This is a genomic window from Mucilaginibacter sp. 320_HR (assembly GCF_059691875.1).
In genome coordinates this window covers 325,258-345,629 of record NZ_JCAWAI010000001.1, presented here as the reverse complement: position 1 = coordinate 345,629, position 20,372 = coordinate 325,258, and the positions used below count along the sequence as shown (strand labels likewise).

Annotated in this window: 23 protein-coding genes and 1 riboswitch; of the genes, 14 read left to right on the top strand and 9 right to left on the bottom strand. The window is 42.7% G+C overall.

Features of this window, described 5'->3' with window-relative positions:
• Window positions 1–4: 4 nt before the first annotated feature.
• Window positions 5–859, bottom strand: a complete 855-nt coding sequence (locus tag AC59GT_RS01465) for an SDR family NAD(P)-dependent oxidoreductase (protein WP_497235988.1) — start codon at window positions 857–859, stop codon at window positions 5–7.
• 229 nt (window positions 860–1,088) lie between these two features.
• On the opposite strand from AC59GT_RS01465, the gene AC59GT_RS01460 reads away from it, so the two are divergent.
• The 4 genes from AC59GT_RS01460 to AC59GT_RS01445 all read left to right on the top strand — a co-directional run bounded on the left by AC59GT_RS01460 (window position 1,089) and on the right by AC59GT_RS01445 (window position 3,253).
• On the top strand, window positions 1,089–1,964 hold the full coding sequence (locus AC59GT_RS01460; RefSeq protein ID WP_497235987.1) for a hypothetical protein: 876 nt from the start codon (window positions 1,089–1,091) through the stop codon (window positions 1,962–1,964).
• Between the two features lie 101 nt (window positions 1,965–2,065).
• Window positions 2,066–2,605 (top strand): RNA polymerase sigma factor, encoded by a 540-nt coding sequence (locus tag AC59GT_RS01455; protein WP_497235986.1) that lies wholly within the window; start codon window positions 2,066–2,068, stop codon window positions 2,603–2,605.
• Complete coding sequence (locus tag AC59GT_RS01450; RefSeq protein ID WP_497235985.1) at window positions 2,586–2,855, top strand: hypothetical protein; 270 nt, start codon at window positions 2,586–2,588, stop codon at window positions 2,853–2,855. Before AC59GT_RS01455 ends, AC59GT_RS01450 begins: the two co-directional genes overlap by 20 nt.
• 35 nt (window positions 2,856–2,890) lie before the next feature.
• The gene (locus tag AC59GT_RS01445) at window positions 2,891–3,253 is read left to right on the top strand and encodes a nuclear transport factor 2 family protein (protein ID WP_497235984.1); all 363 of its coding nucleotides are present in this window, start codon (window positions 2,891–2,893) and stop codon (window positions 3,251–3,253) included.
• 14 nt (window positions 3,254–3,267) lie between these two features.
• On the opposite strand, the gene AC59GT_RS01440 is transcribed toward AC59GT_RS01445, so the two are convergent.
• Window positions 3,268–4,785 (bottom strand): ArnT family glycosyltransferase, encoded by a 1,518-nt coding sequence (locus AC59GT_RS01440; RefSeq protein WP_497235983.1) that lies wholly within the window; start codon window positions 4,783–4,785, stop codon window positions 3,268–3,270.
• A gap of 226 nt (window positions 4,786–5,011) precedes the next feature.
• On the opposite strand from AC59GT_RS01440, the gene AC59GT_RS01435 reads away from it, so the two are divergent.
• From AC59GT_RS01435 to AC59GT_RS01425, 3 genes are all read left to right on the top strand, one after another.
• On the top strand, window positions 5,012–5,794 hold the full coding sequence (locus tag AC59GT_RS01435) for a hypothetical protein (protein WP_497235982.1): 783 nt from the start codon (window positions 5,012–5,014) through the stop codon (window positions 5,792–5,794).
• Between the two features lie 27 nt (window positions 5,795–5,821).
• Window positions 5,822–5,889: riboswitch (Fluoride riboswitch) on the top strand.
• A 123-nt stretch (window positions 5,890–6,012) separates the two neighbouring features.
• Window positions 6,013–7,239: a voltage-gated chloride channel family protein gene (locus AC59GT_RS01430; RefSeq protein ID WP_497235981.1), complete on the top strand. Its 1,227-nt coding sequence runs from the start codon at window positions 6,013–6,015 to the stop codon at window positions 7,237–7,239.
• 68 nt (window positions 7,240–7,307) lie between these two features.
• Window positions 7,308–7,820 carry a universal stress protein gene (locus tag AC59GT_RS01425; protein ID WP_497235980.1) on the top strand — a complete coding sequence of 171 codons (513 nt, stop codon included), beginning with the start codon at window positions 7,308–7,310 and terminating at the stop codon, window positions 7,818–7,820.
• A 22-nt stretch (window positions 7,821–7,842) separates the two neighbouring features.
• On the opposite strand, the gene AC59GT_RS01420 is transcribed toward AC59GT_RS01425, so the two are convergent.
• Entirely contained in the window at window positions 7,843–9,135 is a 1,293-nt protein-coding gene (locus tag AC59GT_RS01420) for an HAD-IB family phosphatase (protein ID WP_497235979.1), read from the bottom strand.
• Window positions 9,136–9,316: 181 nt separating this feature from the next.
• On the opposite strand from AC59GT_RS01420, the gene AC59GT_RS01415 reads away from it, so the two are divergent.
• The 4 genes from AC59GT_RS01415 to AC59GT_RS01400 all read left to right on the top strand — a co-directional run bounded on the left by AC59GT_RS01415 (window position 9,317) and on the right by AC59GT_RS01400 (window position 13,159).
• Window positions 9,317–10,651, top strand: coding sequence for an APC family permease (locus tag AC59GT_RS01415; RefSeq protein WP_497235978.1), 1,335 nt, complete (start codon window positions 9,317–9,319; stop codon window positions 10,649–10,651).
• Between the two features lie 64 nt (window positions 10,652–10,715).
• Window positions 10,716–11,486: a non-homologous end joining protein Ku gene (ku, locus tag AC59GT_RS01410; RefSeq protein ID WP_117384663.1), complete on the top strand. Its 771-nt coding sequence runs from the start codon at window positions 10,716–10,718 to the stop codon at window positions 11,484–11,486.
• A 145-nt stretch (window positions 11,487–11,631) separates the two neighbouring features.
• Window positions 11,632–12,225 carry a YciE/YciF ferroxidase family protein gene (locus AC59GT_RS01405; RefSeq protein ID WP_497235977.1) on the top strand — a complete coding sequence of 198 codons (594 nt, stop codon included), beginning with the start codon at window positions 11,632–11,634 and terminating at the stop codon, window positions 12,223–12,225.
• Between the two features lie 268 nt (window positions 12,226–12,493).
• The gene (locus AC59GT_RS01400) at window positions 12,494–13,159 is read left to right on the top strand and encodes a hypothetical protein (RefSeq protein WP_497235976.1); all 666 of its coding nucleotides are present in this window, start codon (window positions 12,494–12,496) and stop codon (window positions 13,157–13,159) included.
• Between the two features lie 230 nt (window positions 13,160–13,389).
• On the opposite strand, the gene AC59GT_RS01395 is transcribed toward AC59GT_RS01400, so the two are convergent.
• Together AC59GT_RS01395 and AC59GT_RS01390 are read right to left on the bottom strand one after the other, a co-directional pair.
• Window positions 13,390–14,250, bottom strand: a complete 861-nt coding sequence (locus AC59GT_RS01395) for a ferritin-like domain-containing protein (protein WP_497235975.1) — start codon at window positions 14,248–14,250, stop codon at window positions 13,390–13,392.
• Window positions 14,251–14,257: 7 nt separating this feature from the next.
• Complete coding sequence (locus AC59GT_RS01390; protein ID WP_117384667.1) at window positions 14,258–14,953, bottom strand: ferritin-like domain-containing protein; 696 nt, start codon at window positions 14,951–14,953, stop codon at window positions 14,258–14,260.
• A gap of 438 nt (window positions 14,954–15,391) precedes the next feature.
• Between AC59GT_RS01390 and AC59GT_RS01385 the strand changes: the two genes are divergently transcribed.
• Together AC59GT_RS01385 and AC59GT_RS01380 are read left to right on the top strand one after the other, a co-directional pair.
• A complete protein-coding gene (locus tag AC59GT_RS01385) occupies window positions 15,392–15,703 on the top strand; it encodes a hypothetical protein (RefSeq protein ID WP_117384668.1) in 312 nt (103 codons plus the stop codon).
• Window positions 15,704–16,009: 306 nt separating this feature from the next.
• Window positions 16,010–16,903 carry a bestrophin family protein gene (locus AC59GT_RS01380; RefSeq protein WP_497235974.1) on the top strand — a complete coding sequence of 298 codons (894 nt, stop codon included), beginning with the start codon at window positions 16,010–16,012 and terminating at the stop codon, window positions 16,901–16,903.
• A gap of 84 nt (window positions 16,904–16,987) precedes the next feature.
• Here AC59GT_RS01380 and AC59GT_RS01375 read toward each other — a convergent pair whose 3' ends face one another.
• From AC59GT_RS01375 to AC59GT_RS01360, 4 genes are all read right to left on the bottom strand, one after another.
• Window positions 16,988–17,803 (bottom strand): hypothetical protein, encoded by an 816-nt coding sequence (locus tag AC59GT_RS01375; RefSeq protein WP_497235973.1) that lies wholly within the window; start codon window positions 17,801–17,803, stop codon window positions 16,988–16,990.
• Between the two features lie 225 nt (window positions 17,804–18,028).
• Window positions 18,029–18,391 carry a putative quinol monooxygenase gene (locus tag AC59GT_RS01370; protein ID WP_497235972.1) on the bottom strand — a complete coding sequence of 121 codons (363 nt, stop codon included), beginning with the start codon at window positions 18,389–18,391 and terminating at the stop codon, window positions 18,029–18,031.
• Window positions 18,392–18,409: 18 nt separating this feature from the next.
• Window positions 18,410–19,081 carry a type 1 glutamine amidotransferase domain-containing protein gene (locus tag AC59GT_RS01365; protein WP_497235971.1) on the bottom strand — a complete coding sequence of 224 codons (672 nt, stop codon included), beginning with the start codon at window positions 19,079–19,081 and terminating at the stop codon, window positions 18,410–18,412.
• A gap of 122 nt (window positions 19,082–19,203) precedes the next feature.
• Window positions 19,204–19,782 carry a Crp/Fnr family transcriptional regulator gene (locus tag AC59GT_RS01360; RefSeq protein WP_497235970.1) on the bottom strand — a complete coding sequence of 193 codons (579 nt, stop codon included), beginning with the start codon at window positions 19,780–19,782 and terminating at the stop codon, window positions 19,204–19,206.
• A gap of 168 nt (window positions 19,783–19,950) precedes the next feature.
• On the opposite strand from AC59GT_RS01360, the gene AC59GT_RS01355 reads away from it, so the two are divergent.
• Window positions 19,951–20,262: a hypothetical protein gene (locus AC59GT_RS01355; RefSeq protein WP_497235969.1), complete on the top strand. Its 312-nt coding sequence runs from the start codon at window positions 19,951–19,953 to the stop codon at window positions 20,260–20,262.
• Window positions 20,263–20,372: the final 110 nt, after the last annotated feature.

Below are 20,372 nucleotides of genomic sequence, written 5' to 3'. Positions count from 1 at the left end.
ATAATTATTTTGTTGTGCCCTGGGCCAATGCAGCTACTTCATCCCACTCCTCCCAAACTGCTATTCTCTCGTTATACGCCGCTTTGGTCGAGGCTAAATTGTTGCTGCCTAAGTTGATTCGCAATGGCGGGTTCCCGGCATCCACTATTTTTAAAACAGCGTCGGGTGTTGCATTGGGGTCACCTCTTTCAGAATTGCGTAAACCAACAAAAAACTCATCCTTATAATCCTTGTAAACATCGAGGCCTTCTGCAAACTTTAACGACTCCGGGCTACCAAACTCGGTAGCATAAGCTCCCGGCTCTATAATGGTCACTTTAATCCCGAACTGTTTAACCTCCTGGGCCAGGCTCTCGTGAATAGCCTCGAATGCCCACTTTGAGGAGCAATAATAACCAATTACCGGAAGTGTAACATGGCCCAGGTTGCTTGATGTACCCAGTATGTGGCCGCTGCCCTGCTCGCGCAATAAAGGCAAAGCCGCCTGTATCACAGAGATAGCGCCGAAAATATTGGTGTCATACATTGCCTTTACATCGTCAACGCTGGCTTCTTCTACCGTACCTACTAAAGAATATCCGGCGTTGTTTAATACAACGTCCAGCCTGCCAAAATGAGCGTGGGCCTGCTCAACGGCTGCCTTCACCTGGTCGGGCCGGGTTACATCCAGCTCTAGCGTAAGCACGTTTTCACCATATTGTTCTTTAAGCCCGGCAATGCTGTCCAATTGTCTCGCGGTTGCAGCTACTTTATCGCCGCGTTTTAACGCTGCTTCGGCCCAAACTCTTCCAAATCCCCTGGAACTACCGGTTATAAACCAAACTTTTTGTGTACCGGCATTATTAACTTGTTGTGTCATGTTTTTTGCTTTTAATTATAATAACAAATATCGGCAGGCAACATTAGCCTAATGTAGCTCAAATGAGGACATTTGTAGCCAAAATGAGGTACCAGTAATTGCTCATTAAGGCGAAGCTAATTCCGCACCCATCCTGCATTGGCAAAGTAGATTAGAAAAATAGACAAGCAAACTTCTCTTTTGCCACATATTTTTATAAGTTAGTTATGCCTAATGCCGCACCAATAAAATGAAACATCACTTTGCAGACTTTCTTGACAGGACCAATGACTATTGGAACATTGTTCCAAACAAGGAAAGGTATGCCTATGCAACCGATGCCGTCATTGCAGATAAGGCCTCAGTTAAGATCATGACGATCAGCAAAAGCCATATTAATTGGGAGCAGGTTTTGCAATGCCCAAATATTGAAGAGCTTACTTTGCATGATGCCGGTAAAAACCAGGTAGAGAAGATACAACAGTTAAAAGGATTAAAGAGGCTGAGGGTAACTTTCCTGCGTACAAAAGACATCAGTTTTTTAGAAAAACTACCTAACCTCGAAGAGGTTATACTTGAATATGTATCAGGATTCTCTGATCTTTCGCCGCTAACAAAACTGACTAAATTAAAATCTCTCCACCTGGAAAACCTACGTGGAGTATCCAACTTTAACAGCCTTAAGGGAATTAGCAGCCTAAGATATTTACATATAGACGGAACCCTTGATTGGAAGCAGCCAATACAAAATTTTACTTTTTTGACCGCACTTCCAAATCTTGAAGTATTCTCGTTGGGCTTTATAATAAGCAACACTGATTTTCCCGCTCTTCTTCCTTTGATAGAGTTGAAAAAAATAAAAAAAATTAATATTGGCCGGGCAACATTTACAACCAATGAGTATGCTTTTTTGGAAGCCGCCTTACCACAAGTGGAAGGCTGCTCTTGGGACCTGTGGTGGGATTACGACGGCAATTATGCCTTTTTAGGCAAGCGAGGAGGTTACATAAAAAAAAGCAGCCCAAACGCAACTGCGCGTTGCGAAGAGTTTACAGCACTTTACTATGAGATGAAAAAGCAATCAGAAGAAATTGTGCAACGCTATCGTATGCAAACAAAGCTTTAGCAGCCAAACTGAGGTGATCATTTAATAAATACCTGGTTATAAAAATTTTTAGATTTCACGGGTGATATTTCGCGCCTACATTACACATAGTATAAACAGCGATGGAAAACAACGATAACACCAGATTGCAAACGGCAGAACTGCGGGAGGCGTTCTTCCTTGATCTTTATAAAAAAGCGTTCCCCAAGGTAGCGCGCCATGTGGCGCGGATGGGTGGCAGTCTTGAAGAAGCGCAGGACATTTTCCAGGATGCTTTGGTGATCTATTATGAGAAGCTTACATCAAAGCACGAGGTAATTGTTAATGAGAAAACCTACCTGGTTGGTATTGCCAGAAAGTTGTGGCTTCAGCACCATAAAGTCACCAGTAAAAATCAGCCTTTGCACGACATCGACCAGGAAGCTGTAACCGACGAACAAGCGGCGACTGGGATATTACTACACTACCTTGCGACCGCCGGTAAAAAATGCATGGATCTGCTTAAAGCCTATTACTATGATGGCTTGCAGACTGATGATGTAGCTGCGCTGTTTGGCTATTCGGGTACACATTCGGTAACGGTTGCAAAATATAAATGCCTGGAGAAAGTAAGGGAAACAGTAAAGCAAAAATCATTAAGCTATGCGGACTTCGTTGAATAACATCAAAGCAATTGACGATTATTTATTGAATCGTCTTGCTCCTGCAGACGCGCTCTTGTTTGAAGCAAACACACTTTTAAACGTCGATCTGGCTGCAGATGTAAAGCATCAGCAAAATACATATTCAATGGTAAGGGAATATGGCCGGCAAGCCATAAAGGCAGAGATTATAGCCGTACAAAAAACCTTGGCTGAAGCGCCGCAGCACCGAAGCTTTATGCAGCGAATTGCTCGCCTGTTTAAAAAATAACAGGCCATTATAACTTACCGCTTACATATACAACAATGGACCAGAAAGACATAAATGAGAACCAAGGGTTAATTAAACATGTTTACGCCGCCTTTAACGCAAGGAATATTGACGGTATATTACAGGTGATGCATCCGGAAGTTAAATGGTCGAGGGCATGGGAAGGCGACTATGCGCATGGGCACGCTGAAGTTAGAGCATATTGGCAAAGGCAATGGACAGAGATTGACCCTAAAGTAACACCTGTGGGGTTTGGCGAAAGAGAGAACGGCACTTTAGAGATTGATGTTGATCAGCTGGTGAAAGACCTGGACGGCAATACTCTTTTTGAAGGGAAAGTAAAGCACCTATACACAATAAGTAACGGACTAATACAGCAGATGGACATTGAGAAGTAAGCTGTTAACAAAACTCAAAGAAACTTCTTCCGCTGCCGACGATAGCTGAGTTTAAACAAAGCTGATGGTTTTCTTAACAGATATACACCACAACCGTAATGGTGAGCAAAGCGGTTGTTTAACTTTCCTATCAGCGTCACCTCGTTTGCCAGTAAGCCGACCTCACTTGTTGGTTTGTCGGTAACATAGATAATGCTTTCGGACTCCAGAGTTCTCGGCGACCATAAAATAAAACTGTTGTTTGGCGATATGACAGGCACTCCACTCCTGTTGTAAAATGCGAGCGCACCTGTAAGTCCGTAATCTTCGGTGAGTATCACCTCGCCTGGCTGTTCGTGCGGATTAAGCAACAAAGTAGCCTGCTTTACTTTTGCAGCTGCCTCTTCCCAGCCCAGCATATCCGCATAGGTCTGCGGTATATCATGAACATGGCCATCGTCCCAGGTCAAGGGCGCTGTTACGTCCGAATAGGTACGCATCAACTTAAAATACTGTAAGGCCGACTTAAAAGGCAGCACCGGAGTTACCGCAGGTAGAGCAATTACAGCCGGTAAAATAAGCGATGCCATCAATCCAAGTTGCCAGGCTATATTCCTCGCTTTAAACATTTTTTCCCAGCAAACGCCACCCGCAGCAAATACTACCGGAAATGCGCCAAGCGGGTAATATATCTTACCGTTTAGAAGTACAAAGGCAGCAATTGTTATTAGAAAAGCCCAGGCAATAAAGCTGTAACCCCGATGCGGTTTACTGAAGATAAGAAAGCCGATACCCGCTAGCCAAATAGCCACACCTCCCCCATGAAAAAACAAAAATGGGATTAAGGATATCTTCAATCCGGTGTTCTGAACGCTCTCCCTTACAATACCAACATAATGAACTGCCGGGAAGTGATTCATGATCTGCCAGGCCAGATTCGGAGCTATTATCAGCAAGCAAAGCACTACCGGCAGAATGACTTCCTTATTCAAAATATCTTTTAGGCGACCTGATATGATGATGCCCAGTATCATCGCGACAAAGTATATCAGGATGGTGTACTTGTTCAATATGCCGAACGCAATTACCACCGCAAAAGCGAACAGGAACACGGGCCGTGAAGTCTGCAGGTAGCGAATAATCAGGAAGGCACTTAAGGTCCAGAAGAAATGCTCGAAGACAATGGGCTGTAGAAAGTAAGACGTAGCCAGCAGCGCTGGCGAACAAATAACTCCCATACAGGCTATAGTTATTGCCAGCCTTTTGCTCCCAAGATGGTAGGCTGTAAGGCCGGTCATGAACACGGTACATCCGGATACTAAGGTTGGGATAATCCGGAAAGCAAATGTAGAATTGCCGAAGCACAGGCTAGAAAACCGTGCAACAAACGCTATTAACGGTGAGGTATCAAGATAACCCCATTGCAGGTGTTTGCTTAAAGCAATATAGTACAGCTCATCAGCGTGTAATCCGTAATTGCCGTTAGCAACCAGGTGTATGCAGATCTTAATTATCGAAAAGGCTGCAATCAGTAAAAAGTATTTCTTCGGCATGCTAAATAGTGGTAGCAGTTCTATTTAACACACTTGGTATATGTTGTTTAATCGCACTGTGTCCCTTACCATATTTGGGTTTTTATATCAACCCGCTAGTCAGGTAATGGTTGAGCAATAAGAAAGTTTTTGTTGGCAAAGTGAATGTCTTACGTTACGGTATGCTGTTATTGAAAACAATGCATAAGGCAAGTTGTTCCATATACCGCTAACCGATAGTTAAGCCATGGGAATATTCGGAAACCTTCTTGGTAAAAGTACAGAGCCCTCTTCTCCTGTATTGAGTGAAGAAAATAAAGAAACTTTACCTGTTCTACCTGTTATAAAAAGAGCTGGTCAGCCAGGATTGTTGGAAGTTTATACAATTCCGTTTGTGCTAACCAATGGAAGAGAAACAGATCTGATGATTGCTTTTACTCAGGAATTGGACGGCCAGTTTTACTACTTAACTAAAGATGATCTAAACAATCCCGCTATTGATAACCAATTTCAACAATGGAAGGAAAATATAGGCAATTACAAATACGATCCTTACCTCCCTCAAAGCTTGAATTTGATGGGAGATATGCAAGACCGCATCGTATTTGCTGCCGGTTACGACAGGTCGGCTGAAAAAATACTTTCCGGCGCTTTTCTAAATAAACTTTGCGATATTTTAAAAACGGACCAGATAATTGTTTCCATACCCAGAAGAGGTCTCTTAATGGCTACCGGTTATCATGAAGAATTCGCCATGCTTGAAAATTTTTTTTACACTCACCAGGATGGCTGGCAAAATAACGACGATGGCGGTGAGCCAATAACAGAAATGGTGTTTGTTGCCAACAGAACCGGCATTATTTACGCCGCAGGGTTGGACTTTAGAATAAACCTGTATGAGAAGGACGGACAATATAAATTGTCATACTCCACTACCAGCGAATTATTCGGGGAAAACGCCGAAATAGATTTTAGGGCGATGTTAGATCGTAATAATGTTGAGGTTGCTACACTTCCGGATGCAGGATAAAACTTTAAATATTTCTTATATTTACATCATACAACAGGCGATGGTGCTCCGCCTAATTGAACCGCCCTAAAAAGGCTGATGGCGCCTACTCAAATAAGTTTTTATTTATTTGCATGTAGGTTATGTTTAAAAACGCGCTTAGTAATACTCTTCTTCTTTCTAAGTATTTAGTCCGGTGGATTATAATTGTATTTCCTGTAGCCGTTGTTATTGGCAGCATGGTAGCATTTTTCCTTTGGATCCTCAACTGGGCTATTTTGTTCCGGTTCGCGCATAGTTGGCTACTGTACTTACTCCCCGCTGCTGGTGTTCTTATTTATTTTTTTTATAAACTTTATGGCACCTCTGCCGAGCGGGGTAACAACTTAATCATTGATGAAATACATGAGCCCGGTGCCGGCGTACCTAAAAGAATGGCACCACTCATACTCTTCACTACGGCTATCACACATCTATTTGGAGGTTCTGCCGGACGTGAGGGCACTGCTGTACAAATCGGCGGCAGCATAGCGCATCTTTTTGCAGCCTGGTTTAAGCTGGATGAGGCTGACAAAAAAACCGTGCTCACCGCCGGGGTTGCCGCAGGCTTTGGCGCGGTGTTCGGTACGCCGCTTACGGGTACTATTTTCGCGCTTGAAGTGCTTACTATTGGCCAACTCAAATACACCGCATTGTTTCCATGCCTTATTGCGGGTTTAATAGGAGATGTTACTGTATCTGTTTGGGGCGTTCATCATACACCCTATCACATTGATGTGGTGAACACCGGGCAAGATTTTTACAGTGTTCACTTACCTGTAAGTTTATTACTACTAGCCAAAGTACTTTTATCGTCAGCAATCTTCGGGCTGGTAAGTATGCTGTTTGCACGAACTGTGTACATTGTAAAGGCTACAGCCTTAAAATGGATTAAAAAGGGTTGGCTTATTCCCTTTATGGGAGGCATTGTCATTATAGGGCTTACATTTATCCTTGGCAAGCCAGATTATCTCAGCCTCGGTGTACAGCCGGAACACCCGGCCGCTGTTACCATTGTATCTGCTTTTCAGCAAGGTGGCGCAGATTTTTTTAGCTGGTTGTGGAAGCTTATCTATACGGCTATCACGCTGGGTACCGGTTTTAAAGGCGGAGAGGTTACTCCACTGTTCTACATCGGGGCAACACTTGGCAATACCTTGGCCGACTTACTTAATGCCCCTGTAAGTTTATTTGCAGCATTAGGTTTTATAGCTGTGTTTGCAGGTGCAACCAATACTCCTTTGGCATGCACAATAATGGGGGTTGAACTTTTTGGCGGCGAGTATGCCATTTTCTTTGCTATTGCCTGCTTTACGGCATATTTTTTCAGCGGAGCAAGCGGCATTTATTCGGCACAACGAAACATAGAGGGTAAGCTTAGTATTGGCAAGTACACAGGCAAACTCTTCAACAGGTACAAACCTTAAGTGTTATCTTTTAAAAACATATTGCACCGATATTGTTATAGTAATTGATCACCAACAACCCTCTACACATGAAGATCAGTAAAATACTCATTGGCATAGACGACAGTAAATATGCTGAATATGCCGCTTCTTATGGTTTCGACCTAGCTAAGTCTTTTAACGCCCATGTAGGGCTGGTACATATTGTGGAACCAACGGTTATGCCGGTTTCAACTGTCGATTCTATAACCGGATTGCCTTTTGCAGGAACCGGAATGGAGGAAATGGAAGTCATCAACATACAAAATGAACTCTCGGACAACATTGTGGACCGCACCATAAAGAAATATGCCGGTGAGCTGCAGGTGACCCACTTTAACGAGTTTGGCGCAACTGCCGACGGCATTATAAGCTGCAGTAAAGAATTTGGTGCCGATCTTATTGTAATGGGTACGCATAGTCGTACAGGTATAGACCGGTTGTTAATGGGCAATGTGGCCGAAACTGTAATACGCACATCGCATATCCCGGTGCTGGTGGTACCATTGGCAGAGGAGAACAGGGACTGGGACCCTAATTTTGATTCCAGAGAGCCAAAGTAACCAGTAAACTGGTACTGTCCGGCTAGTATAGCAGCCTGAACTTTATAGTTTGCTCTATAGCTTTCAATTCGTTTAATACTTGCGGATCATAACCGGCATCAACGTCTGTGATTACATAACCTATTTGCGCGTTGGTTACCAGGAACTCACCCACAATGTTAATGTTATGCCGGGCGAATACATCATTTATTTTTGCCAGTATTCCCGGCACGTTACGGTGAATGTGTATTAATCGATGCGCATGATTGTTCCTTGGGGGCTGCAGGTCTGGAAAATTGCAGCTCGTGTGAGTACGTCCTTCGTTCATAAACGCCGTTACGCGGCGCGGTATAAAGTCCGAATTCCGGGGGTTATCCTTGGGGTCGTCGAATATAATAATACCATTCGCACAGGCAGCTTCCGCAAGTTTGCGGCTGCCCACCCGGCCAAAACAGCCAATCACCTTTAGCTTACCCGCCTGCTGCACCTGTTCCGGCGTGGGTTGATTATCCTCGTCGCAGAACAAAACACCTGCTTCCTGCAAGTACTTATCTTCTATGCTATCTCGATGGCGGATATTATAGCCTTCCTTCTTTACCAATGCCAGCGCTTCGTCGTCAATATCTCCAACTACCAGGCACTTAATCCTGTTCTTGGGGTATGAAATAGCTCGCGGCAGCTTGTTGATGTACAGGAATTCGTCGAAACTCGGAGTAATGTGGTCAGCTTTTTCAGCAACCGATTTGCGCTCGATGTTTTCAGTAAAAGCAAAGAACTTCTTAATCAGACCAGATTCTTTCAACTGAAAGTCGGAATATCCATCGCCAATGCCGTAGATATCGCCTTGCAGGTTCATTTCGCGCAAAAGTTTTACTTTGCCGCCCTCCTGCGATAAAGGGTTGGTTTTGTCGTAGCCTATTACATTACCTTCTTCATCAAACTCAAAAGTGTTGGCGTATATATTCTCTCTTTTAATGTGATACTCGGTAACCACCGGAATTATAAACTCCTTGAAACCGCCTGATACGATCAGCACCTCTTCCTGGTGATCTCTGAAAAAAGCAGTATTACGGGAGAAAGAGACAGATACTTTTTTCTTGAGGTGCGTAATCAGCTGTTTAAGATGATCACGATTGGCACAAAGCAGTTTTACGCGTTGCTGCAGACTTTCGGTAAAAGAAAGGCGGCCTTCCATAGAAGCATTGGTAAGATCCTCTATTTTCTTGTAGATAGCTTCCCTTTCCGGATGGCTCTTTAGGGAAATGCGGGCAAGCTCGTCAAGTGCTTCTACTTGTGTAAACGTGCTGTCGAAATCTATAATGAAGTACTGCTGCATGGTATTGTTGCGAATGCTTGTGCGCAAATGTGCGAATTTTGCCCGAAGTGTTTATGATAAAGCTTGTTTTATCAGAGATATTGCGACAAACCTTCAATTTACAAAAGGCTATATCCATTTTACCAGGTAATCAATAACATTCATCTTTCACTATCTCATAATTTCTAATATTTTTATAGCGATGCACCAGCCTGCCGTTAAACGAAAGATAAAGCCTTATCAACTTGTAGCGCTTATCTTCTTTACGGTATCCGGCGGGCCGTACGGTCTGGAGCCGCTACTAGCCTACGCTGGTGAACACTCGGCAGTTTTATTGTTGTTAGTAGTGCCTTTGCTTTGGGATGTTCCTGCAATATTTACCGTGCTTGAACTTAACAGCATGATGCCCGTAAACGGAGGATATTACCGTTGGGTAAAATTTGCGCTTGGCAACCGCTGGGGCTTTTACGAAGGCTGGTGGACCTGGATATACACCTTTGTAGACCTTGCTATTTATCCTGTACTTTTTGTTGGCTACGCATCTTACTTTTTCCCGGGGATAGAAGAATACCGCGTACCTGTATGCCTGGTTATTGTATGGTTATCTGCCGGGCTTAATATATTGGGTATAGTGCCGGTAGGCAAGGTTGCACTATTCTTAAGTGCTGCTGTACTGGCGCCGCTGATAGTGATGTTTGTGATGGCTTTGGCTAAGTTTAACGGCGGCATTAGCGTGCCGCACCAAACCTTGCACGGCCTTTCTTACTCTTCATTCGGCATGGCGCTGTACACCATTATGTGGAACTGCCTGGGCTGGGACAACGTTACAACCTATGCAGACGAGGTAGAAAAACCGGTACGCTCTTACCTTGTCTCGGTTTTCACGGCATTCGCGCTGGTAATGGTCATTTACTTTTTAGTGATTACGGTGGCAATAAACACTGGCATAAACCATCAGCTATTTAGTGAAGGCGGCTTCCCGGCTCTGGGCGAATTAATTGCCGGGCACTGGCTGGGAGCGGCGTTAGCTGCCGGCGGAATGGCTAGTTCGCTGGGCCTTTACGCAGCGATACTTCTGTCTGTTTCGCGGGTACCAAAAGCAATGGCCGATGATGAACTGCTGCCACGCAGACTTAACATACTACATTCCAGATTTCGAACACCTTATGTTTCTATATTGCTATGTTCAGTTGTAGTTAGCTTCATGATCCTTTGGCCTTTAGCCGAGCTATTAGTTATTGATGTAACCGTTTATGGTGCGGGTTTGTCGCTGGAGTATATTTCTCTTATCAAGCTCCGCATTAGCCATCCGAATACCGAGCGGCCATTTAAAATACGGCTCGGTACAACCGGGCTAATAATTGCCGCTATTGTTCCGTTTGGCATTTACTTCCTTGCGCTTTCCGGTGCCTTTGCTTCCGAGGGCGGAGGTATAATCGCTGCGTTGTTTGCCATTATTGTTTTATCAACTGCGGAAGGTATGTGGCTGCTTGTCAGCTGGAGAAAACCAAATCTTAGGCTAAAAGCAAACAGTTAAATACCTGCACTTTAAAACCGTTTGGCGTAACGGTGGTTATACTCATCCCTGCAACATTTTATTTATGAGATCCATTTGGAAAGGTTCCTTAGGCTTCGGCCTTGTAAGTATACCGGTAAAACTCTATTCGGCGGTGCAAACCACCTCACTTGACATGGACATGCTTGATTCCCGCGATCATGCCCGCATTCGTTTTCAAAGGGTAAACGAGAATACGAAAAAGGAGGTCCCTTACGATAAAATTGTGAAAGGTTATAAATTGGATAACGACTACGTTATTCTTGACGACAAAGATTACGAAGATGCCGCTCCTGAAAAAAGCAAGGTGATTGAAATTGAAAGCTTTGTTGATATTGCGGATGTAAACCCGATGTTTTACGAAACATCTTACTACACAGAGCCGGATACCAAGAATAATAAGGCTTACGCTCTGCTGCTAAAAGCCTTGCAGCAATCTAAAAAAGCGGGATTAGCCCGCTTTGTACTGCGCAGTACCGAAAGCCTTTGTATTGTGCATCCTCAAGGCAATGTACTTGTGGTTACCCGCATACGCTTTGGTCAGCAAATACGCGACACAGAAGAATTGAATATTGCCGAAGATGTAAACGTAAGCAAGAAAGAACTTGATGTAGGGCTTGCACTTATTAACCAGTATGCAGAGAAATTTGACGTTTCAAAATATAAGGATGAGTATCATGCAGAACTACTTAAAATAATTGAAGCAAAATCTAAGGGTAAACGCGCTACCATAAAGAAGTTAAAGCCACAAAAAGCCAAAAGCGACGATTTGTACGAGCAACTAATGAGCAGCCTAAAGGTGAAAAAAGGTGCTTAGTTTAAAGCATTTATACGAAATTTTATTTCCGTTCATTTTTACCCATTCCAGAAAACGGTCGTTTAAATTAAATTTATCTACTAAAATTAAAACTTCTTAGATATGGTAGTGTTGATATAATACAAAATTTAAAACATCTACTATCATGGCAACTACTAAAACAGCCGCTAAATCGGCATCAACCGCCAGTAAATCGGCGTCAAAAACTAAAAAAGCACCTGAGACTACAGAAAACGTAGAAGAGTCTGCTTTGAACGAATTATTCATCGACGAATTAAAAGATATCTATTGGGCAGAAACTCACCTGGTAAAGGCTTTGGCTAAACTTGCTAAAAAAGCTACTACTGATGAACTGCGCCAGGCAATTGAAACACATATAGAACAAACCGAAAATCAGGTTACCCGCCTGGAAAGTGTGTTTGAATCTATTGAAGAAAAAGCATCAGCTAAAAAATGTGAAGCAATGGCTGGATTGATCAAAGAATCAGAAGAGATTGTAAGCGACACTGAAGACGGTAGCATTACCCGCGATGCAGGTATTATATCTGCTTGCCAGAAGGTTGAACATTATGAAATAGCTTCATATGGTACTTTGAAAACCCTTGCTGGTGTGTTAGGTTATACCGAAGCTGTAGAGTTACTAGACGCTACCCTACAAGAAGAAAAGCAGACTGATGAATTGTTAACTCAAATTGCAGTAAGTGCAATTAACCAATCTGCTAAAAGCGAAAAAGAATAATTCTCTTTTAATCTTTTGAAAAGGGCAGCTTTAACGCTGCCCTTTTTTTGTGTGTTAAAATATGATAGCCGTCTGGCAATAGCTATTCAATTACCTCATAGTATTTATTTTGGCACTTATTTTGTAAAAAAATACCTATTAATTATAGCTTTTTACGTGTATTTAATGCTTTACTTAAAGTAATTAAGTAACCAGCAACAAAAATTTACAAATAATTAGCAAGTTTGCAACCTACTTTGTACATCTAACGTATATCAATCTATACGAAATGAACAGATCCTTAATTTATATAGTTGCTATAGTTGCGCTGTTTACGCAAGCCTGTAAGCTTGACCCTCCTATTTATGGGCCTCCGCCAAAGGCAGATTGGTCGCGAAGTTACCAGCCACTTAGTCCGAGCAGCTTTTGGAAGTATTCTATCGAGGCAGAAGGGCATGCACCAGATACTGCCACGCTTACTGTTACCGGCGAGGAACCGGTTATTAATAATAAAGTTTACCATACTGTTTACAGCGCATCTAAAACGGTGGCTGGCCCAGGATATATCTATAACGCAGATCATATTATTTCTATAAGAACAAATTCGCTAATATACAATGAGCTTTTGGAGCTGCAGTATGTAAATGATACAGTTAAGGTAGGCCAAAGCTGGACAGCTAATGTAACTGACAACGGTTTGCTACAGGGTGTTCCGGCAAGGATGATTGGAACAGCAGTTGCCGACAGCATTACACGAACTGTTAACGGAATTACCTATCCAAGGGTGAAACATACCCGTATACAAATCCAGCAAGATCACGGAGCAGGGTTTATAACTGTAGCCACCTATGACTATTATATAAACATGGGAGTCGGCGTTATTGAGAACGATGGAGTGCAGGCAGATGGAACCGACTTAGGGAAGCTTAAATTACTAAGCTACGCGATCAAGTAATTAAGCCTGGCGTTATGCTGAGGTATTTTTATATATTTATTTGTATGAAATACCCTTTACTTATATTACATTACCAAAACAGGCAGGCACGGTATAGAACAGATCAGAAACAGGAGGAGTTAAGGCCGGAAAAGTTCGACTGCTCATTTCTAATATAACGTGTTTGTATATAGTATTATAACAAAAAAGCCACTTTTGAACGGTGGCTTTTTTGTTATAATAAGTACAGATTACGGAGTAACAATAAATGATCCTACCAATAATTTCAATACTTCATCTTTAGATAGCGGCTCATCAAAAGAAGCTGTTACAACGCCGATAGAAGCTAAAGAACTTAGATTTACCCCACCTTGCGTAGTGTTTTCTTCACCAGCGTAGTTACCATCCGCTGCACCAGCTCCGGTATCGTTGCCTTTTGATGCAGAGCTCACAATGTAAGGCTTTATAGCCGGTGTTGCGGTAGTGCCAACCTTATGAGAATTAATTAAATAACGTAATGCTGAAGCGTGGCGACCTTCTACAGCGTGAATACCAAGTGCTGCAGTAAGTACTACCTGGTTGCCAAGCAAATTAGGAGCCTGACCCTTGTAAGCGCGAACACCTGTATCTTCAAATGCAGCTCCAACTGTTAAAAATGTGGTGTAGTTAGTAAATACATCAGGGAAAGGGCCGTTACCTTTGTTATTACCACCAGTATAGTCAACAGTTGGTGCACTTACTGGTGTGCCACCTAACTGACCAATTACGGTTTTAAGAAAGGCTACGTGTTTGTTTTCATCAGCACCAATCTGGCTTATGAACTTAGCGTCAACTCCGCCGGGTATGAAGCCGTTTGTAGCCAACCCTTTGTTGTAAAAACCCGCTTCCAGGTACTCCAGTGTTAAGGCGTAGTTAAGCACGTCTACAACGGGAGTTGTTGTGGCGCCATAAGCCTTTTTAAACATGGTACCCAAAGCAAATGGCAATGCAGCAACAGCAACCTTAGAGCCGAAGCTGGTTATATTTTTGATCGCGGCACGGCGAGGATTAAACCTGTCGTTTATTTCCGGATCTACTTTTTGTATTTCGTCTATTATGTTAAATAAATTCATGGTGATGTTAAGCTATAGGGTAATTAAAATTGGCTGCATACACTTTCTTCTTTAAAAGAGGGTTTACAGCTGCCAGTACCTCTGCAATAGTTGCCGAACGGTTTATACCGTTTTCATCTACCTGATCAGGATTTGCAAAGCTTCCCGGGCTTATAAGATTGGCAATCAAAGCTGCATGTCTTGCTTCTACAGAAACAATTTTACCAGCTATAGTCAGGTAATCAGCACTCTGGATCAGGTATCCGGCACCATCATAAGCTTTTACACCTGTGTCTTCAAAAGTTTTAGCAGCAGCAAGTACAGCAGTACGGTCACTAAAGTTGATAGAACTAAAATCTACCTCAAGTGCAGGGATTGCAGCCGAACCTAACGCCGTTTTAAAGAAGTCGCGATGTAATACCTCATGATCCTTAATGTCAGTCAGGTAAGCAGTTTCTGCTATACTGATGCCGCTGTATGGCGTTGCAACAACCTGCAAGTAAAACGCAGCCTCTAGTTGCTCAAGCGCATAGGCATAGTTAAGGATACCCACGTCGCCGGCACCAATATCAATGTAAGTGCCATCAGGGTTTTTAATATAATCTTTACCGCATGACGCTGCGCCAAAAACGGCTACTGCAGCTGCCCCGGCACCAGCATAACGCAAGAACGACCGCCTGGCCATGTTTGCTCCGCCTGTTGTAGGGTTAATGTTTGTTTCCATAGTTAGTAAGTTATTAGCTTATAGGTGTTAATTACCTGAACTAACGGACAATGGAAGTAAAAGGATTGAGCTAACCAGGAAAGTTGTTAGCTGTAAACAGAGTAGCAATTATAGGAGTAAGCTTAATTAGAGTAGGCCTTTTAAAACAAAAAAGGCCGAAAAACTCTCGCAGTCGTTCGGCCCTACATCTACCTATGAAAAACACCCTTTGAGAAGGGTATTAAGTTTAATTCAATTGCTGTGCCGAAAACGAAAACAGCTCTATTTTGATGTAGAACGCTCTTTTTCTCAACCATTAGTTTATTTATGTGGAGAAACGTTCTCAAAACATGGGGAAGTTTTCCCCATGGGCAAAATAATATTATCCAAAACACAATAGCGTGTAATTAGTTATCATTAAGATATTCGTAAATTAATAACTCCCAATGTTATAGCAGTATGGATTACAATGTATATTTATTGGCTACCGATCCTAATGATCCGTGCAGGGATGTTATCCACTCCAGAGATACTAACTTAAAGATCAGGGTTTATTGCTTAAACTATGATCAATTTACCCCTAACGACGGCGAGATACAGTTGTACGGGTACGCTCATGATAAACTATACGCTTTCGAGACTATTAACATAGCTGCCGAGGACGCCCTCGACGTGGTTGGTGCTATACAATGGTATGCAGACTATATAGAATTTCCGGATATGGAAATCTTGCCGGAGGACCCGCGCCCCGGCCATGAAATAGCCATGTAACACCATCTCGGAAAATTAACAAAAAGCCCCCATTTGTATTAAAGTGTTCAGCGTTTTTTGAGCCCAAAGGGTTTGAACACCTGCAGGCACACTAAACGTAATCGGTCAAAAAACCCGCCGGATAGCATCTATTTGGCCTTTTTGATCCTGAAAACTATGCAAGGACCTTTAAAAACCACACCTGTTTTGCAGGCTATTTTAAAGTTTATTTGCAAGTAATGGGGGAAATTACAGGTATTTCCCAACATGAAAATACGGCTGCTTAAAACCAGCAATATAAGTTGAAATTTAATTGGAAATACATTTATGCTATTAAACAACAGACCACCGTTCAAGTACGTACTAAGTAAACTAACGCCCGAGATCTATTACGTCTGCCTTACATCGGCAGCTATTTACGCCATCAGCATCGCTTTTAAACACGCCATCCCGCCGGTGCCAATTACCATCCCTACCTTTTTGGGAACAGCCATATCCATCATTCTGTCTTTCAAGTTAAACCAATCTTACGACAGGTGGTGGGAAGCACGAAAAATATGGGGTAGTATAGTGAACGATTCCCGCAACCTGGTTATTCAGCTGCAGTCCTTTGTAACCGGTGGGAACAAAGAAACTGTACGGGCCATTACCTACCGGCAAATTGCATGGTGTTATGCGCTTGGCAGGTCGTTACGCGGGCTGGATGCGCTGGATAGGTTAGACCGGCTGATTGACACCCATGAACTGGAAAACTATAAAGCCCACCAGAACAAGCCGCTTGCCTTACTACAGCAGAACGCTGCAGACATCACCGAGTTGAGAACTGCTAACCATCTTGATCCCTTCAGCCATGTACAAATAAACAACACCCAGGTAAGCCTCACCAATTCCATGGGCATGGCAGAACGGATTAAGAGCACTGTTTTCCCCAGCACTTACCGTTTGTTCCTGCACATGATCATTTACGTATTTACTATTATACTCACCATTGCACTGCGCGACATAGACTTTTACATTGCGGTGCCAACTTCCCTTATTATCGCCTGTTTCTTCTTTTTACTGGAAAGGACAGCAACACACCTGCAGGACCCATTTAGCAACAGGCCTACCGATACTGCTATGACGGCTATTGCCACCACTATTGAAATTAACCTGAAGCAACTAATTGGTGAAGCTAACGTACCAGAACCTTGTAAGCCTAACGACTTCTATTTAAATTAAGCTACATGCCGAAAAAGTTTAATAACAAAGAAGCCCTGCAATATTGCAAGGCTTCTTTGTTATAAGGATAAAGAGTCAATACGGTTACTCAACAGCTGTAGTCTCCCCTGTGGTTAAGTCTATTATAAACTTTTTGAAAGTACCGTTTGGAGCATCAAAAAATACGTGGAGAGTATTACCGGAAAATACCATATGCCCACTATAATTATTCTTTTTGCCATCAGCACTGGTAGTAGCGTCCTTATCTAATGTAGCAGTTGTAAAGTTTACTCCACCTAGCTTGTAAACCGTTTTGTTACCTACTCGTTGGCCCAATAACTCGTTTAGGGTATACACGGTAGAAATCTGGTGAAACTCGGTAGTCTCACCATTGGTCACTTTTGAGGTATAGTCAGACGTAGTAGTTCTTCCATCAATAGAAACGAAGGAATAATATGGGTCGAGCGTTTTAACCGCATAGTTAAGCGTTACGTTATAAACGTTGTTAAATCCGGTACCTTTTTCAGTAGTTTTCAAGGTATCTGCAAGTGTATAAGCATCTAACCGGTAGTTGTCATGGAAGTACCCGTTACACATATAAGTAAATATAGAATTACCAATAAATGTACGTGTAGTATCACCGCTTACAGCACTGCTGTCTTTAGTGCGTTTTACGGCAAGTCCGCAGCCTGGTTGCTCCATAGTTCTTACACTGCCTTGCCGAGTCTCGTTATTTTTAATCTTATCCGTATTATCAACATTCCCAGATAGAGATCTGTAAATGTCAAACGCGAGTTTTTTGCTTAAAACATCCAGATTAGATTTGGTGTCCGCTGGAGTAATAACAGTTTTTTTGCAGGATACATGCAACATTATTACTGCCGCTGAAATGGCCAGCATGCCTTTTAAAGAAATTTTCATGTAAGGTTTAAGTAATTGTATAATCTAATATGTACTGTTTCAGCTCAGCTTATCAAAAAACAATCCAATTATCAGTTAAGGTAATCTAGCTTTTACATGTCAATACATGTAGGAAAAAGTCCGCATTTTGGGGTATTTATTTCAACAGTACTCCTAATTTGCCGAAAATTTATTTATGATAGCACCATGACTGATCAGTTCTATTAAACATTAATGAGCGACAAGCTAAAGTGCAAGTTTATTGGTTAACACAACTTCGCGGTTTGCCAATAAGGGTATTATCTTACCAATTACTATATTCTTAAAATGGTCGGAATTGCGGTGCTCAGTTAACGCCGCTTCATCCCGGTAAGCTTCGGAAAGTATGATGGTATCAGGCGTTGCCCTGTCCTGAAAAACATTATAGTAAAGATTGCCTGGCTCATCGGAACTTTTCCGGGCCACTTGCGGCAACAGCTCTAAAACCGTTGCTAACTTACTTTCGGCAACCTGCCATTTGGCGAATACGTGTATACTTTGATCTTTCATGTCTTCTTCTTGATTGTTGTGGATATTAACATGCACGCTCCATGTGTAACGAACGTGCATACCTGTTAATTAAACTGTTTAAGCTTCTAGCAGAGCTACGATTTTCTCGCCAACTCCTTTTGCAGATGCCGGATTCTGACCTGTCACCAGGTTACCGTCTGCAATGCTGTTAGCCGACCAGGGCTCAGCAGCATGGAAGATAGCGCCTTGCTTTGTTAATGCGGCTTGTAAATCAAATGGCACATCAGCCCTGGCATAATTATCTTCTTCTTCAGTTGTGAAAGAGGCAATATTGCGGCCGTTTACCAGGTAACTGCCGTCTTTCAGTTTTACGTTGAGTAACGACACCGGCCCGTGGCAAACAGCTCCTACTACCGCATTGCGTTCAAAGGTTTCGGCAATAACTTTCTTTAGCAATGGGGCTTCGGGCATGTCCACCATAGGTGCAAGCCCACCGGGGATGAATACGGCATCATAAGTACTTACGTCTACTTTATCAAGCTGCGCGGCCTTTTGCATGTCTGCCCAACCTTGTCCGGTGAGGAAGTTTAGGTTATTCGGATCATCTGCAAGATTAAGAGCATCCAGGTAAGGCGTGTCGCCGGTTAAACTGGCAAAATCTATTTGGTAGCCAGCCTGCACAAACTCTGCATACGGATGCGCTACTTCGGGCAAAAATGTACCTGTTCTTCTTTTGTTTGGGCCAATGGCATTTGCATTTGATACAATAATTAAGATTCTCTTTTTCATGGCTTTTAATATTTGTTGATGTTTAATTTCCTTTGTTGATTACATCACAAATGTGAGCCATTTAGCCCTGCGGGAACGAGGACATAACGCACAGAAAAAGTGTGACCAGGATCACACACAACCTAAGCAAGCGGGCGCTGGCGGGAATAAAGGCGGCTTAAAGTTTCGCGGCTTACACCTAAATATTCGGCGATATATTTTTTGGGGATCTTTTGCATTAACTGAGGGTACAGTTTACCAAACTCTTCATAGCGTTGCTGCGGAGTGCCGGACAACAACGAGAGCACACGGCGTTGCAGCGCCACATAACCGTTGGTAAGCTTCACCCTGAAAAAGTGTTCCATCTTATGAAACTCTGCGGCCATGGTTTCCCTTCCGTTCAGCGTGGTACACAGCACTTCGGCATCCGCCATACATAACATGTGCAAAGTGGCTGCCTTATCTCCAAAGTAAGCCTGGTAGTCCGTCATCCACCAATTTTCACCGGCAAACTGTACTATGTATTCTTTACCATCCTCATCCAGATAAAACATCCTGAAGACACCCGTCAGGATCAGGTACTCGTAACTGGCTGCGTCACCCTCCTGAATAAGATACTGGTTTTTTTTTACGCGACGCAAGGTGAAGAAAGACTTAACCCGTTCAAACTCATAATCTGTAAGCTTAACTATTTCCTCGATGTGCTTTCTAAGTCTGTTCATTTACAAATTAAGTATTAACGCTTACCAGTAATTCTTCGCAAGATAGCTCTCCTATAGAAATGTGCCGCTATCAGCATCATCTTTACTGATTAAAAATAATTTACCTACCATTGTATAACTAACAAATTAGTTATACCTTCACATCAATGCTTAACTAATTAAATCATTATGAAAAATGCCATTAATGCTACAATAGCCACATGCTTGTTAGGATTATTATCTACAGCTGCATTAGCGCAAAGCCCACAGCAAGGTAAAGACTCTACAATAGTGGTCTCTCCGGGAGGCGTAGCGCTGCCATTTAAGAATGATGCCGGAAAAACGCTTAAAACTAACGAGATGTTCGCGCTGATGAAAACCGGAGATTACAAAATTGTAAAAGCGACTGACAAAAACAATCAACCTTACTGGCTGGTAAAAAGCGCACCCGGCGCAGGCAGGATGCAGTCCCCTACTATTGTTGTAAGGCCACATGATTGATTAACGCATTGCCGGTTCAACTTGCATTACCCAAGTGCTTTCCAAAGCCCTGGGTGCTCTGTTTACACCGATATCAACTTCACTTTAGCGCGTAACAAATTTCAGCAGAA